Below are 15,114 nucleotides of genomic sequence, written 5' to 3' on the forward strand. Positions count from 1 at the left end.
CTTGAGTACGGCAAGGTGAAGCTGACGTGGTTTGAATTTGATTTTCGAAGAGTATTAAATATTAGAGAAGGCCAGGAGTCACTCCCAGCCTTGATGTTTTATAGAGCCGCACGTAAACGCGCTTCTGCATTTTCCACATTACGGACAGAGCGTGGCAAAAAGGCACGGATATCGTCTTCTTTATAGCCGACTTGTAGGCGTTTCTCATCTACAAGAATCGGACTTTTCAAGATACGTGGTGTTTCCATAATCAGGTTGAGCACTTCATTCACACTCAAATCTTCGATATCAACACCAAGGGCCTTTGCATAACGATTTTTCGATGATACGATACTTGCAATTCCATTGTCTGTTTTTGTCAAAATATCAAGTAGTTCTTCTCTCGTGATTCCTTCCTTACCAAGGTTTTGTTCTTTATAACTTAACTGGTGGGCATTGAGCCAGGTCTTCGCTTTTTTACAGCTAGTACAACTTGAGACTGTATAAATTTTGATCATGTACCTACCCCTTTCGCTACATGTTACTATCAGTTTAGACTATTATACCATAAAAAACATCGGACTTGCGACCTATTTTTAAAAAATTTTAACTTTTTTGGCAATTTTTGAACTTTTTTCTTGACAAAACACGAACTATAACCATTCTTTATATTTCTTAATGTAAAATTTCTTAATAACTGTGACGCTAAACATATACAAGAAAATAATACAAATTAAGAACAAGAAGTAAGGAAGTCCTAAGGGTGCTAGACGAAGGATATTTACTAGTGGTCCATAAGGTAGACTGGTTACGAAAAAGGCTGCAACCAGAGTCATCAAAATCACAAGCCAAGCTGGTCTGCTTTGTACAAAAGGAACTTTTGCTGTACGAAGCATATGGATGACCATAGTTTGAGACCACATAGATTCGATGAACCATCCTGTTTGGAACAAGATAATAAACTGAAGGGCAGATTCTGACCCATGAACATAATGATGGCCAGTCACCAAAGGAACAATAATAAAGTAGAGGAAGATAAAGGTCAAAATATCAAAGACAGATGAGATTGGACCCATCCAAACCATAAATCGAGTAATGGATTTTGCTTCCCATGTATGGGGTTGTTTTAGGAAGTCTTGATCCACATTATCAAATGGCAATGCCACACAAGATAAATCGTAGACTAGGTTTAGGACAATGAGATGAACAGGGGCCATTGGTAAAAATGGTAAGAAAATACTCGCAACCAGTAGTGAGAAGATATTCCCAAAGTTTGAACTAACGGTCATCTTAATATATTTGGTCATGTTGGCGTAGACCTTCCGGCCTTCAACGATACCTGTTTCAAGAACCATGAGATCCTTGTCCAGCAAAATAACATCAGCTGTTTCCTTGGCGATATCGACTGCTGTATCTACAGAAATACCGACATCTGCCACCTTCATGGATGGAGCGTCATTAATACCGTCCCCCATATAACCAACACCGTGACCATTTTTCTTTAACTGTAGAATGATGCGGGCTTTTTGGTCAGGAGATAATTTGGCAAAGACTGTTACTTTTTCAACCACTTCTGCCAATTCTTGGTCTGTCATTTGATCAATGTCAGCACCTAAGAGCATATGTTCAACGTCCAATCCAACCTTTTCACAGATAGCTTGGGTTACTTTTTCGTTATCTCCAGTTAAAATTTTTGTTCTGACACCATGCTCAAGCAGAGCTTGGATAGCGGGTGCTGCAGATGGTTTTGGTGGATCCAAGAAGGCAAGGTACCCCGTTAGGATCATGTCACTTTCATCAGTCACAGCATAGGCATAATCTTCACGTAGACCTGACTTGTAACCAACACCTAAGACACGCAAACCTTGACGGTTTAATTGACCAACTTCTGCCAGTACTTCTTGGCGAATACCTTCCGTAATAGGGATTATTTCTCCACGATATTCTACATGCGTCGAAATGTTCAACATTTCTTCTAAAGCGCCTTTGGTCACCATACTAACAACATTGCTGTCATCTTTGACGATAACACTCATACGTCTGCGCTCAAAATCAAATGGAAGCTCGTCAATTTTTTGAAAACTGGTATCTAGATTTTGTAGGATAGCGTGTTCTTTGGCTTCTTTTTCAGTTCTACTGATAATGGCACGGTCCATCAAGTTTTTCAAACCTGTTTGAAAATGTGAATTTAGATAAGCTCTTCTTAGGACCGCCATATCCAAATCACCATGGATATCCAAGGGATATTCTAAAACAATCTCATCTTGCGTTAGAGTTCCAGTTTTATCCGTACAAAGGATATCGATGGCTCCTAAGTCTTGGATAGCATTGAGTTTTTTGATGACTACCTTTTCCTTGGCCATGATAATGGAACCTTTTGCTAAGCTGGCTGTGATAATCATTGGAAGCATTTCTGGTGTAAGGCCGACACCCACGCTCAAGGCAAAAACTCCTGCCTCTAACCAGTCTCCATCGGTCAATCCATTTGCGAAAAACACAATCGGAACCATGACAAGCATCAAGCGGATCAAGAGCCAGGAAATGCTGTTCATTTCACGTTCAAAAGAAGTTGGCTCATCATAGGTGTTGAGAGTTTGCTCGATAGCTCCCATCATGGTGTCATCCCCAACTGCTAGGACCATAGCTGTAGCACTTCCTGAGATAACGTTTGTTCCCATAAAGGCCAAGGATTCTGCTTCTAAAAGGCTATCTATATTTTGATTGGTGGCTTTATTTAAAGCTAGCTTTTCAACTGCATCACTTTCTCCAGTCAAACCTGACTGTTGAACGAAAAAGTCACGGGATTCAAATAAGATAACATCAGCTGGGATCATATCTCCAGCACTCAATTTCACGAGGTCTCCCACAACCAACTCATCGATTGGCAACTCTTGTTCAAGACCATCACGAATAACAGTTGCCGTGTTGATAATCATTTTTGAAAGATTGGTTGTTGCCTTGTCACTCCGCAACTCTTGGACAAAACGGATGCCTCCTGAAATCAAAACCAAGACAACGATAATAATAGAGGTCGTAGGATCCTCTTGGCCAGGTTTGGCAAGCCAGACGTTTGTAACGAGAGAGATAAAGGCAATCACAAGCAAAATAATTGTGAAAGGATTGATAATGGACTCATAAATCTTCTTAAAGATGGAATCCTCTTGACCCTTGGTAATGGTGTTTTCACCATATAGGTCACGGTTTTCTTCGACTTGTTCTTGGTCTAAGCCTTTTAGACTTGTATGGTAAAAAGCTAGACTATCTTTAAATGGAGTTTGAATAGCTGCTGCTAATCTTTCTTTTGTAGTTTTCATTGGTTTCTCCTATCTGTATGAATGATAATTTCATACACGGGGACCAATCACTTTATAAGGACAAAACGACACAAATCAGCGATTGGCTGTGTATGTGCGGTTCTGGATGATCGTCAATTTGCATCGTTTGTCTCCTTTCTTTGTTTTAAAACAGCAGAAAATCCTGCCATAAAATGGCAGGACTAAAAAACTTATGATCTGTTTTCGTTCAAGCTTTAACTCCATAGGGCGATGTAATGAGCTTAGTCTTGACCTTCGCGACCAGGACTGTTGACCAACGAGTAGTGTCTCCACTGCTTTGCGGTAGTCATCCGTATCCCTATGGTAGCCTCACCTACCGTTTTCGCCTTTCAGTATAAACCTTTAACTAGTAAAAGTCAACGATTTATCTCATTTTTCTTAGATTACGATTAATTCTTTTGGAGCAAGGGTTAATAACTCACAACCGGTATCTGTAATCAGGATATCATCTTCGATACGAACCCCGTATTTACCTTCAATATAAATACCCGGTTCATCAGTCAAGACCATACCAGTTTTGATAACTTCTTTGGAAGTTTGACTGAAGTAAGGTTCTTCGTGGATATCAAGCCCGATACCGTGTCCGATACCGTGTGTAAAGTATTGTCCATAACCTGCTTCCACAATAATGTCACGAGGAATCTTATCAAAGTCACGGAAACCTAAACCATCCTTAGCTTGGTCAATCAATGCTTGATTGGCTTTTAGAACTGTATTGTAAATCTCTGCCTGCTCGTCACTGACATGACCGAGGTAGATGGTCCGAGTCATATCACTCACATAATGTTCGTATAAGCACCCAAAGTCCATAGTGATAGCTTCACCTAGTTCTACTGGTTTGTGCATTGGGTGAGCATGGGGTTTAGAAGAGTTGATACCGCTCGCTAGAATGGTATCAAAAGACAAGCCTGCCGCTCCGAGCTCACGCATACGGAAATCAAGGAAGTTGGCAATTTCAATTTCTGTCTTACCTGGTTTGATAAAGTCAAGAGCATCACGGAAAGCTTGGTCTGATATTGAACAAGCCTTACGAATGGTCGCAATCTCTGTCTCATCCTTAATCATACGAAGCGCTTCAACAAACTGTGTCTGTGGAACTAGTTCCAAACCTTCAAAAGCGGTTTGCATGCGATGGTAATAAGAAACTGAAATCTCATCTTCAAACCCGATACGAGAAAGACCCATGTCTTTTGCAATCTTTGCGATAGTAGCCAACTCGTCACGCTCTGCAAAAATCTCAAAACCAGTAACTTCTTGCTTGGCAGCGATAATATAGCGGGCATCCGTCACCAAAATTTGACGGTCACGACTGATAAAGACTGTTCCATTTGAACCCCAAAATCCTGTCAAATAGTAGACATTTTTGAGGTTGTTGATAATGATTCCATCTAGTTCTTTTTCTTGCATTTTATCGAGAAATGCTTGCACACGTTTATTCATGATGTAACTTTCCTTTCAAATACTGTCCTGTATAGCTAGCTTCATTAGCAGCTACTTCCTCTGGAGTTCCTGTTGCAATGATGGTCCCACCACCGACACCGCCTTCTGGACCTAAATCGATGATATGGTCTGCTGTTTTGATAACATCTAGATTGTGCTCAATCACGAGAACTGTATTTCCATCATCGACAAAGCGAGACAAAACGGTGAGTAATCGAGCGATGTCCTCAGTATGCAAACCAGTTGTCGGCTCATCTAAAATGTAGAAAGACTTGCCTGTCGAGCGCTTGTGGAGTTCGCTAGCCAGCTTCATACGCTGCGCTTCTCCCCCAGAAAGTGTCGTAGCTGGTTGTCCTAAGGTCACATAACCAAGCCCCACATCCTTGATAGTCTGAAGTTTACGTTGAATCTTTGGAATGTGTTGGAAGAACTCCACCGCATCGTTGACGGTCATGTCCAAGACCTGCGAGATATTTTTTTCCTTGTAGTGAACTTCTAGGGTCTCACTGTTGTAGCGGGTTCCGTGGCAGACTTCACAAGCCACATAAACATCTGGCAAGAAGTGCATCTCAATCTTGATAATACCGTCACCCGAGCATGCCTCACAGCGACCACCCTTAACATTGAAACTGAAACGACCCTTTTTGTAACCACGGATCTTGGCTTCATTTGTCTGTGCAAAGAGGTCTCGAATGTCTTCAAAGACACCTGTATAGGTTGCAGGATTGGACCTTGGTGTTCTTCCAATAGGACTCTGGTCAATATCAATCAGACGGTCGATATGCTCAATTCCTGTAATAGTCTTGAACTTCCCAGGTTTGTCTGAATTGCGATTTAGTTTTTGAGCAATGGCTTTTTTGAGAATACTGTTAATGAGGGTCGATTTCCCTGAACCTGATACCCCTGTCACCGCAATGAATTTTCCGAGGGGGAAGCGAGCAGTGATATTTTGTAGGTTGTTTTCACGCGCTCCCGTCACTTCGATTAAACGACCATTACCGACACGACGCTCTTCTGGCACTGGAATGGCACGTTTGCCTGACAAGTACTGACCTGTGATCGACTTGCTGTTGCGAGCCACTTGCTTGGGCGTTCCTGCGGCAACAATCTCTCCACCAAAGACCCCTGCACCAGGACCGACGTCGATCAGATAATCAGCCTCTCGCATGGTATCTTCATCGTGTTCTACCACGATGAGAGTATTTCCTAAATCCCGCATCTTTTTCAGACTGGCGATCAGGCGATCATTGTCCCTTTGGTGAAGACCGATGGACGGCTCATCTAGGATATAAAGAACACCTGATAGATTAGAACCAATCTGGGTTGCCAAGCGAATACGTTGGCTCTCCCCACCTGATAATGTTCCTGCAGAACGAGAAAGGGTCAGATAGTTGAGACCGACATTGTTAAGGAAGGTCAAACGGTCCTTGATTTCCTTGAGAATGGGACGAGCAATAATCGCTTCATTTTCAGACAAGGTCAGCTGGCTCACCAAGTCCAAGTGGTCTGCGATAGACAGGTCTGAAATTTCTCCGATATGTGGCCCTTGCTCGCCACCCACACGGACAGACAAGGCCTGGTCATTGAGACGATAGCCGTGACAGGTTCCGCAAGTCAGCTCATTCATGTAGAGGCGCATCTGGGTGCGAGTGTAGTCGCTATTGGTTTCATGATAGCGACGTTTGATATTATTGACAACTCCCTCAAAAGGGATGTCGATGTCGCGAACTCCGCCGAATTCATTCTCATAGTGGAAATGGAATTCCTTACCATCTGAACCATAGAAAATGAGATTCTTATCTTCCTCTGACAAGGCTTCAAAAGGAGTATCCATGTCCACTCCGAAGGCTGTCATGGCTTGTTCTAGCATATTTGGATAATAGTTAGAAGAGATAGGGTTCCAAGGTGCCAATGCTCCCTCACAAAGGGTCTTACTAGCATCTGGCACTACTAGATCCGTATCAACCTCTAGCTTGATCCCCAAACCATCACACTCACTACATGAACCAAACGGTGCATTGAAAGAGAAGAGACGAGGTTCTAGTTCTGGAACCGTAAAGCCACATACTGGACAAGCGTAGTGTTCTGAGAAGAGCAACTCAGAGTCATCCATGGTATCGATAACCACATAACCTTCTGCGATACGAAGGGCTGCTTCAATGGAATCGAAGAGACGACTACGGATACCTTCCTTGATGATAATACGGTCTACCACCACGTCAATGTTGTGTTGTTTATTTTTTTCAAGTTCAGGAACTTCGGTCACATCGTAGACAACTCCATCGACACGGACACGGACGTAACCATCCTTTTGAATCTTTTCAATCAGCGTCTTATGCTGACCCTTTTTCTTACGAATAACAGGAGCCAAAATCTGCAGACGCTGGCGCTCTGGCAATTCCAATACCTTGTCTACAATCTGTTCGACAGACGAAGCCTTGATAGCCCCATGTCCATTGATACAGTAAGGTGTTCCGACACGTGCATAAAGGAGACGCAGATAGTCGTTGATTTCCGTCGTTGTCCCAACCGTCGAACGAGGATTTTTACTGGTCGTCTTCTGGTCAATGGAAATAGCAGGACTAAGACCATCGATAGAGTCCACATCTGGTTTTTCCATATTCCCTAAGAACTGACGAGCGTAGGCTGATAGACTCTCTACATAGCGGCGTTGCCCTTCTGCATAAAGAGTATCAAAGGCAAGACTGGATTTGCCCGAACCCGACAACCCCGTCACCACAACTAGCTTGTCTCGTGGAATTTCCACGTCAATATTTTTTAAATTATGGGCGCGTGCCCCATGGATGACAATCTTATCTTGCATATTACTTCTTTCTAGTCCATTGTTGCTTTCCATTATACCAAAAAAAGTGAAATTCTATTACCAAAAAAGCCGATTTTGTAGTATAATAGTACGGTGTCAAAAATCATTGAAACACGGATTAGATTAGGAAAGGATAAGAGATATGAAGCAAGTCTTTCTCTCAACTACAACTGAATTTAAAGAGATTGATACGCTCCAGCCGGGCACTTGGATCAATCTCGTCAATCCTACACAAAGCGAATCGATGGAAATCGCCTCGGCCTTTGATATTGATATCGCCGATCTCCGTGCACCGCTCGATGCGGAAGAGATGTCACGTATCACCATCGAAGATGAGTACACCTTGATTATCGTAGACGTCCCAATAACAGAGGAAAGAAATAACCAGACCTACTATGTGACTATTCCCTTGGGGATTATCATCACAGAAGAGGCTATTATTACCACTTGCTTGGAGCCTCTACCACTTCTTGATGTCTTTATCAATCGTAGGCTTCGAAATTTCTATACCTTCATGCGTTCGCGCTTTATCTTCCAAATTCTCTACCGCAATGCGGAGATTTACCTAACTGCCCTCCGTTCGATTGAACGTAAGAGTGAGCAGATTGAGAGTCAACTTCACAAATCTACTCGAAACGAAGAATTGATTGAACTCATGGAGTTGGAAAAGACCATCGTCTACTTCAAAGCCTCTCTCAAGACAAATGAGCGCGTGATTAAAAAATTGACCAGTGCGACTAGCAATATCAAGAAATACCTCGAAGATGAAGACTTACTGGAAGATACCTTGATTGAAACGCAACAGGCCATCGAGATGGCGGACATCTATGGAAACGTCCTTCACTCTATGACAGAGACCTTTGCTTCTATCATTTCAAACAACCAGAACAATATCATGAAAACCTTGGCACTTGTGACTATCGTTATGTCCATCCCAACCATGATTTTCTCAGCCTACGGAATGAACTTTAAGGATAATGAAATTCCTTTAAACGGAGAACCGCATGCTTTCTGGCTCATCGTCTTTATCGCCTTTGCTATGAGTGTTTCTCTCACTCTTTACCTCATCCATAAAAAATGGTTCTAAACAGGAGTTATTATGTCACAGATTGATTTAAAAGAATTAACCAAGAAAAACCAAGAATTTATCCATATTGCAACCCAACAATTTCTAAAGGATGGAAAAACCGACGCTGAAATCAAGGCTATCCTTGAAGAAGTCATTCCTCATATCCTTGAAGAACAACCAAAAGGGGTGACTGCTCGTTCTATCTACGGAGCACCAACTCACTGGGCTCATAGTTTCAGCGAAAAAGAGCAATACGAAAAAGAACATCCAAAGGAAAATGACGATCCAAAATTGATGATGTTGGATTCAGCCCTTTTCATCACAGGATTATTTGCAGTAGTTAGCGCCTTGATGAGCTTCTTCTCAAACCAACCTGTGGCCTACGGATTGGTAACACTTATCAGTGTAGGGGCCTTTGGTGGAGTTGCCTTTTACCTGCTCTACCACTTTATCTACCGCTACTACGGACCAGATACTGACCGTAGCCAACGCCCACCATTCTGGAAATCACTTTTGGTTATGTTAGCAACCATGTTTGCCTGGGTTTTCATCCTCTTCTTGAGTAACTTCCTTCCACAAGCCATCAACATTAGTCTCCCACCACTTGTTTTATTGGTGATTGGAGGAGCTCTCCTTGCCCTACGTTTCTACCTCAAGAAACGCTTCAACATCAAGAGCGCAAGTGCAGGACCTGCTAGATATTAAGATAAACAATAAAAGTAGTGTGTTTTGTAGACAGACTACTTTTTTGTAGTTCCAAATCATTTTTTGATTCTCCAAAGAAAAGTAGCTACATTTTCTAAAAACGTTCTAATGTAACGGCTCCCCTTAAAATCCCTAGGTTTTATCCTTGAATTCAAGTTGTTTTTCTGTTATGATAATAAAGTAATAAGGAGAAATATATATGACTAAACAGAGAATTAATCAAATTGTCGGTTCAATTGGTGCCTTTATCGGAATTATTGTATTTATAGCCTACATCCCCCAAATTTTTGCCAATTTACAAGGGAACAAAGCTCAACCATTTCAACCTTTATCAGCAGCTGTTTCTTGCTTAATCTGGGTCATTTATGGATGGACAAAAGAGCCTAAGAAAGACTGGATTCTAATCATTCCAAACTCGGCTGGGGTTATCCTTGGCGGACTGACCTTCCTTACTGCTCTATAAGAATGCAACTACTATAAAAAATGCAACCACATCGAGCGGTTGCTTTTTTGCTTACTTTCTTGATTTAAAAGCCTTTTTCTGATTCTAATTCTTGTTGTTTCTCCTCATCTTTTGTGATACAATAGCATCAATTTATTTCTAGGAGGATGAGATATGGTTTCTACTATTGGTATTGTTAGTTTGTCTAGTGGCATTATCGGAGAAGACTTTGTCAAACACGAAGTGGACTTGGGTGTCCAACGTCTCAAGGACTTGGAACTCAATCCTATCTTTTTACCCCATTCGCTAAAAGGCTTAGACTTTATCAAGGACCATCCTGAAGCGCGTGCAGAGGACTTGATTCAGGCCTTTTCTGATGATAGCATCGACATGATTCTATGCGCCATCGGTGGAGACGATACCTATCGCTTATTACCCTATCTTTTTGAAAATGACCAACTAGAAAAAGTTATCAAACAAAAGATTTTTCTTGGCTTCTCGGATACGACCATGAACCATCTCATGTTGCATAAACTAGGAATCAAGACTTTTTACGGCCAATCATTTCTAGCAGACATTTGTGAATTAGACAAAGAAATGTTGCCATATAGCTGCCACTACTTTAAAGAATTGATTGAGACTGGAAAAATCTCAGAAATCCGCCCTAGCGACGTTTGGTATGAGGAACGGATTGACTTTAGTCCAAAGGCCCTGGGAACAGCTCGTATCAGTCATGTAAATACAGGTTTTGACTTATTGCAAGGAAATGCTCAGTTTGAGGGAGAAATTCTCGGTGGTTGCCTTGAATCTCTCTATGATATCTTTGACAATTCTCGATACGCAGACAGTACGGAGCTCTGCCAAAAGTACAAACTCTTCCCTGACTTATCCGACTGGGAAGGAAATATTCTCTTGCTAGAAACAAGCGAAGAAAAGCCTGAACCTGACGACTTCAAAAAGATGTTGCGGACTTTAAAGGAAACTGGTATATTCGAGGTCATCAGTGGACTCTTAGTCGGAAAACCTATGGATGAAACTTTCTATGACGACTATAAAGAGGCACTATTGGATATCATTGATAGCAATATCCCGATTGTCTATAATCTAAATGTTGGTCATGCTACACCAAGAGCAATTGTTCCCTTTGGAGTCCACGCGTATGTAGACGCAACGGAGCAAGTCATTCGCTTTGACTATAACAAAGAAAGCTGAGATGAATTTCTCAGCTTTTTCTCTTGTATAACTACTAAAACGTCACATACTACTAATAGCTAAAATAATAAAGGAGAGGCCATTGCCTAACATATGAACCAGTAAGGGATAGTAGATATTCTCCTTTTCTTTCACATAAATAATTGAAAAGGCAAGGCCACCACCTAGATAACCGACTGCACTGACCCACTCTGATAGACTTAAGTTATGCATATGAGTCAGGGCAAAAACAAGCCCTACCAAAAAGACACTCAGCCAAGTTGGTAGACTATTCCTCAAATATCTCAATAAAATTTGACGGAAAAAGAGCTCTTCCACTAAAGGTCCGATGATGCAGGCGAAAACGGCTATCAGTAATGGTTGTTCTTGAAAGGTACTTTGAATATTCGACTGGTTTAGACCTTGTCCAACCAGCCCAAAAAACTGCCTCAACATCTCTGATACAAATCCAAAGACAACAGTCATCAGAATAAGAAAGAGCCATCCTGTTAAGACGCCAAGGAAGAATTTTCTTTTAGAATTTCTAATCTCATTCCATTGTTGGATTAATCTATCCTTGAACAAGAAAGAGCCGTATAGTGCTAATACTACATAGACTAGATAATTTGCAATGGTAGACGGCATCAAGGAAGCCAACCATCTAACGCCATCAAACACAAAGAGAATGGTATAGAGGAGCCCAAAAATCAGAACTCCCTTATTTTTGTTAGACATCATTTAATTCCCCTTCCATTCACAATCATTCTCATGGTCATCAACTAGCCCTGCAGCTTGTAGAAAGGATAAAACAGCGACTGGTCCTGTGAACTTGAAGCCACGTTTTTTGAGATCCTTGGATATTTTTTCAGACAAAGGCGTTTTGGCTGGTGCTTGACTGTAGTCCCAGATATCATTAACGATGGTTTTCCCATCTACAAAAGACCAGAGATAAGCATCAAACGATCCAAATTCGTCCTGGACTTGTAAAAAGGCTTGAGCATTAGCACGCGTCGCAAAAATCTTGGCGCGATGACGAATGATAGCTGGATTTTCTAACAAAGATTCCAGTTCTTCATCCGTCATGTCTGCAACAGCTTGAATTTGGTAACCATGAAAAGCTTGACGGAAGGCCTGCCGTTTATTGAGCACCGTCTCCCAAGATAGACCAGCCTGATAGGTCTCCATACAGAGCAACTCAAAAAGCGCTTGGTCATCATGGAGAGGTTGGCCCCATTCCTCATCATGGTAAGCTATATATAACGGATTGGTCATTTTGACCCAGCCACAGCGTTTTGGCATAGAAATCTCCTATTTCACCAACATCTTAAGGGCAGATTTGATGTAGTTTTCAGCAGTATCTGAAGTTCCTTCAAAGAATTTCTTGATCTTCTTAAGCTCGGTCGCCTTGTAACCCAAGGCCAACATGGCTTCCATGGCTTCTTCCAATTCTTGGTTGTCGTTGCTAGATGGAGTAGCAGTCTTAGCAGGGAGGTCATCACCTGCCACAACCACCTTACCTTCTAGGTCCAAAACCATCTGTTGGGCTGTTTTCTTGCCGATCTTCGGAAACTTGGTCAAGTAAGTGATGTTCTTGCTTTCGATAGCTTGGACAAGGCCTGCATTGTCATCCGCCGCAATAATAGCCAGAGCAGAAACCGGGCCAATGCCCGACACCGAAATCAAGCTGAGAAAGAGTTTTTTCTCGTCTTCTGAACGGAAACCGTAAAGTAGATGAGCGTCTTCGCGAACTACTTGATGCACGTAGATTTGCGCTTCTTGGTTGACTTGTCCTGAGTAGGCATAGGGGTTAGCTACGTGTAGGATATAGCCGATTCCGTTTGCTTCTAGAACGATGTATTTAGCAGTAATTTTGGTAATAATACCCTTTAGATATTCGTACATAATTTTCCCTTCAATTATACTCAATGAAAATCAAATCTAAACTAGGAAGCTAACCGTAGGCATAACTTGAGTTAGGCAAGGTAAGGCTGACGCAGTTTAAAGAGATTTTCGAAGAGTATTAGTATTTGCCTAGTTCTCGTAGACTCGTGTGATTTTCCTGAATGCGACGGAACATCTTTTCCATGTCTGACTTGGTAAAATGCACCAAAACAGGACGTCCGTGTGGACAGTTATAGGGGTTATCACATTGAGAGAGTTGATAGAGGAGTTGTCTAGCCGAGTGATCATCGATACGGTGGTTAGCCTTGATAGACCTCTTGCAGGACATCATAATGGCTAGTTCAGCTCGGTATTTCTTGATTGAAACTTCCTTGGTCAAGAGGAGCATGTCGCACATCTCATAGATTCCAGATTCAATTTCCTCCTCTGCCATCCAAATGGGATGTTCGCGCAAGATAAATTGATTCTCCCCGTACTCTGCTAGAAAGACGCCAACTTCCTCTAAAAGAGACATTCTTTCCTTGAGGCGAAGGGAATCATCCGCAGGAAATTCAAAGATATAGGGCACTAGGAGTTGCTGCTGGCTCTGGTCAACATTGCCAATACTTTCGCGATACTCCTCATACTTAACCCGCTCCTGAGCTGCGTGTTGGTCTATGATGTAAAGCCCATCTCTACCTTGGGCAAAGAGATAGGTTCCATGCATCTGACCGAAAAATTCCAACTCCGGGAAGCTTGAAGATTCTTCTCGCTCCAGCTTGTCATAAGCCTTATCCAAACTAGCCATATCTAACTCAGGATGATCCAGTTGGTCGTAACTGATAGACTTTCTCTCTGCAAAATGCAGTTTTGCTGGTTTGGTCAGCTGATCCAAGGTTTCCTTAGCGAAGAGGTTCAAATCCTGTCTTTCTTCAGTCAGATTCACCTGATGGTCTGCTACCTCAGCTTGAGGCGGTCTTGTCAGCTCCGTTTGCTCGTAGTAAAGATTATTTTCTTTAAGCGGGAGAATGGTTTGCTCTACTTTTTCACGATTGCGTACGGTAGACTTTGCCAGATTTTCCAAGGCATCTGGAATCAAGGTATGTTCCTTGAGACTCTTTGCGATAGCTTCTGAAACCAGTGCCATCAGCTCTCTTTCCTTAGAAATACGCACCTCTTGCTTGGTCGGGTGCACATTGACATCTGCTAGATAAGGATCGATATGGATGTGAATAACAGCTAGCGGAAAACGCCCCACCATAAGCTTGCTGCCGTAACCATCTAAAATGGCACGATTGAGCAGGAAGTTTTTGATATAACGACCATTGATAAAGAGACTGATATAGTTACGATTAGCCCGTGTCAATTCCGGCAAGGACACAAAGCCTGAAATTTCAAAGTCTAGGTCAGAATTCTCAATCTCAACCATTTTTTTGGCACTGGCTAAACCATAAATCCCAGCAATAGCTTGGCGCAGTTGACCCGTACCAGCTGTTCGTGTCATCTCCTTGCCATCGCTAATCAGGCTAAAGGAAATCTCAGGATGGGCTAGCCCAAGACGATTAACAATATCAATGATGTGGGACAACTCTGCCTGCTGACTCTTCATATACTTGAGACGAGCTGGTGTGTTGAAAAAGAGGTCCTCCACACAAACCTTTGTCCCAACAGGACTGGTCGCTGGGCTAATCTCTTCAACTTCTCCCCCACGAGCCACTAACTTGGTCCCGTGACTTGCTCCATCCACCGCAGTCAACAAAGTTAAAACACTAACAGAAGCGATTGAAGGCAGGGCTTCACCACGAAAACCCAGCGTGCGAATCCGAAAGAGATCTGCCTGATTCTTTATCTTACTAGTGGCATGACGACGGAGGGCCAACTCTACTTCGTCGTGGGCAATCCCGTGACCATTATCTGTTATTTGGATTTTCTTAAGACCAGCTTCTTCAATCTCAACGATAATCTGGCTTGAACCAGCATCGATAGCATTTTCAACTAATTCTTTGACAACGCTAGCAGGACGCTCGATAACTTCTCCTGCTGCAATCTGGTTGGCCAATACTTCTGGCAATTCAATAATATGAGACATTTTCCAGCCCCTTTCTCAACTGTTTTTATCTATTTCTCTGAAAATAATACTCTTCAAAAATCAAATTCAAACCACGTCAGTCTCGCCTTGCCGTATATGTGTTACTGACTTCGTCAGTTCTATCCACAACCTCAAAACAGTGTTTTGAGCAACCTGCGG

12 protein-coding genes and 1 riboswitch are annotated in these 15,114 nt (G+C 42.3%); of the genes, 4 read left to right on the forward strand and 8 right to left on the reverse strand.

Annotated features, from left to right (window positions below):
• Positions 1-98: 98 nt before the first annotated feature.
• From spx to uvrA, 4 genes are all read right to left on the reverse strand, one after another.
• Positions 99-497 (reverse strand): transcriptional regulator Spx, encoded by a 399-nt coding sequence (spx, locus tag ADM33_RS05980; protein WP_000591165.1) that lies wholly within the window; start codon positions 495-497, stop codon positions 99-101.
• Positions 498-632: 135 nt separating this feature from the next.
• A complete protein-coding gene (gene mgtA, locus ADM33_RS05985) occupies positions 633-3,293 on the reverse strand; it encodes a magnesium-translocating P-type ATPase (protein WP_049503755.1) in 2,661 nt (886 codons plus the stop codon).
• A gap of 192 nt (positions 3,294-3,485) precedes the next feature.
• Positions 3,486-3,639: riboswitch (M-box (ykoK) riboswitch) on the reverse strand.
• A gap of 53 nt (positions 3,640-3,692) precedes the next feature.
• Positions 3,693-4,754, reverse strand: coding sequence for a M24 family metallopeptidase (locus ADM33_RS05990; protein WP_049503756.1), 1,062 nt, complete (start codon positions 4,752-4,754; stop codon positions 3,693-3,695).
• The gene (gene uvrA, locus ADM33_RS05995; RefSeq protein ID WP_049503758.1) at positions 4,747-7,578 is read right to left on the reverse strand and encodes an excinuclease ABC subunit UvrA; all 2,832 of its coding nucleotides are present in this window, start codon (positions 7,576-7,578) and stop codon (positions 4,747-4,749) included. The genes ADM33_RS05990 and uvrA overlap by 8 nt, the downstream gene beginning before the upstream one ends.
• A 142-nt stretch (positions 7,579-7,720) precedes the next feature.
• On the opposite strand from uvrA, the gene ADM33_RS06000 reads away from it, so the two are divergent.
• The 4 genes from ADM33_RS06000 to ADM33_RS06015 all read left to right on the forward strand — a co-directional run bounded on the left by ADM33_RS06000 (position 7,721) and on the right by ADM33_RS06015 (position 11,006).
• The gene (locus ADM33_RS06000) at positions 7,721-8,665 is read left to right on the forward strand and encodes a magnesium transporter CorA family protein (protein ID WP_000815631.1); all 945 of its coding nucleotides are present in this window, start codon (positions 7,721-7,723) and stop codon (positions 8,663-8,665) included.
• A 12-nt stretch (positions 8,666-8,677) separates the two neighbouring features.
• Positions 8,678-9,352, forward strand: coding sequence for a DUF1129 domain-containing protein (locus ADM33_RS06005; protein ID WP_006146142.1), 675 nt, complete (start codon positions 8,678-8,680; stop codon positions 9,350-9,352).
• 199 nt (positions 9,353-9,551) lie between these two features.
• Complete coding sequence (locus ADM33_RS06010; RefSeq protein ID WP_004250486.1) at positions 9,552-9,815, forward strand: SemiSWEET family transporter; 264 nt, start codon at positions 9,552-9,554, stop codon at positions 9,813-9,815.
• A gap of 153 nt (positions 9,816-9,968) precedes the next feature.
• A complete protein-coding gene (locus tag ADM33_RS06015; protein ID WP_049503761.1) occupies positions 9,969-11,006 on the forward strand; it encodes a S66 family peptidase in 1,038 nt (345 codons plus the stop codon).
• Between the two features lie 42 nt (positions 11,007-11,048).
• On the opposite strand, the gene ADM33_RS06020 is transcribed toward ADM33_RS06015, so the two are convergent.
• The 4 genes from ADM33_RS06020 to mutL form a co-directional block, all read right to left on the reverse strand.
• On the reverse strand, positions 11,049-11,723 hold the full coding sequence (locus ADM33_RS06020) for a CPBP family intramembrane glutamic endopeptidase (RefSeq protein WP_049503762.1): 675 nt from the start codon (positions 11,721-11,723) through the stop codon (positions 11,049-11,051).
• The gene (locus ADM33_RS06025; protein ID WP_049503764.1) at positions 11,724-12,284 is read right to left on the reverse strand and encodes a DNA-3-methyladenine glycosylase I; all 561 of its coding nucleotides are present in this window, start codon (positions 12,282-12,284) and stop codon (positions 11,724-11,726) included.
• A 9-nt stretch (positions 12,285-12,293) separates the two neighbouring features.
• Complete coding sequence (ruvA, locus tag ADM33_RS06030) at positions 12,294-12,887, reverse strand: Holliday junction branch migration protein RuvA (RefSeq protein WP_045762563.1); 594 nt, start codon at positions 12,885-12,887, stop codon at positions 12,294-12,296.
• A 118-nt stretch (positions 12,888-13,005) separates the two neighbouring features.
• Positions 13,006-14,955 (reverse strand): DNA mismatch repair endonuclease MutL, encoded by a 1,950-nt coding sequence (gene mutL, locus ADM33_RS06035; protein WP_049503766.1) that lies wholly within the window; start codon positions 14,953-14,955, stop codon positions 13,006-13,008.
• Positions 14,956-15,114: the final 159 nt, after the last annotated feature.

It is taken from the genome of Streptococcus oralis (assembly GCF_001075875.1).
GTDB classification, from domain to species: Bacteria; Bacillota; Bacilli; order Lactobacillales; family Streptococcaceae; genus Streptococcus; species Streptococcus oralis_I.

Coding starts and splice junctions, on each gene's coding strand:
- spx (WP_000591165.1), bottom strand. CDS start 497: ATGATCAAAATTTATACAGTCTCAAGTTGTACTAGCTGTAAAAAAGCG.
- mgtA (WP_049503755.1), bottom strand. CDS start 3,293: ATGAAAACTACAAAAGAAAGATTAGCAGCAGCTATTCAAACTCCATTT.
- ADM33_RS05990 (WP_049503756.1), bottom strand. CDS start 4,754: ATGAATAAACGTGTGCAAGCATTTCTCGATAAAATGCAAGAAAAAGAA.
- uvrA (WP_049503758.1), bottom strand. CDS start 7,578: ATGCAAGATAAGATTGTCATCCATGGGGCACGCGCCCATAATTTAAAA.
- ADM33_RS06000 (WP_000815631.1), top strand. CDS start 7,721: ATGAAGCAAGTCTTTCTCTCAACTACAACTGAATTTAAAGAGATTGAT.
- ADM33_RS06005 (WP_006146142.1), top strand. CDS start 8,678: ATGTCACAGATTGATTTAAAAGAATTAACCAAGAAAAACCAAGAATTT.
- ADM33_RS06010 (WP_004250486.1), top strand. CDS start 9,552: ATGACTAAACAGAGAATTAATCAAATTGTCGGTTCAATTGGTGCCTTT.
- ADM33_RS06015 (WP_049503761.1), top strand. CDS start 9,969: ATGGTTTCTACTATTGGTATTGTTAGTTTGTCTAGTGGCATTATCGGA.
- ADM33_RS06020 (WP_049503762.1), bottom strand. CDS start 11,723: ATGATGTCTAACAAAAATAAGGGAGTTCTGATTTTTGGGCTCCTCTAT.
- ADM33_RS06025 (WP_049503764.1), bottom strand. CDS start 12,284: ATGCCAAAACGCTGTGGCTGGGTCAAAATGACCAATCCGTTATATATA.
- ruvA (WP_045762563.1), bottom strand. CDS start 12,887: ATGTACGAATATCTAAAGGGTATTATTACCAAAATTACTGCTAAATAC.
- mutL (WP_049503766.1), bottom strand. CDS start 14,955: ATGTCTCATATTATTGAATTGCCAGAAGTATTGGCCAACCAGATTGCA.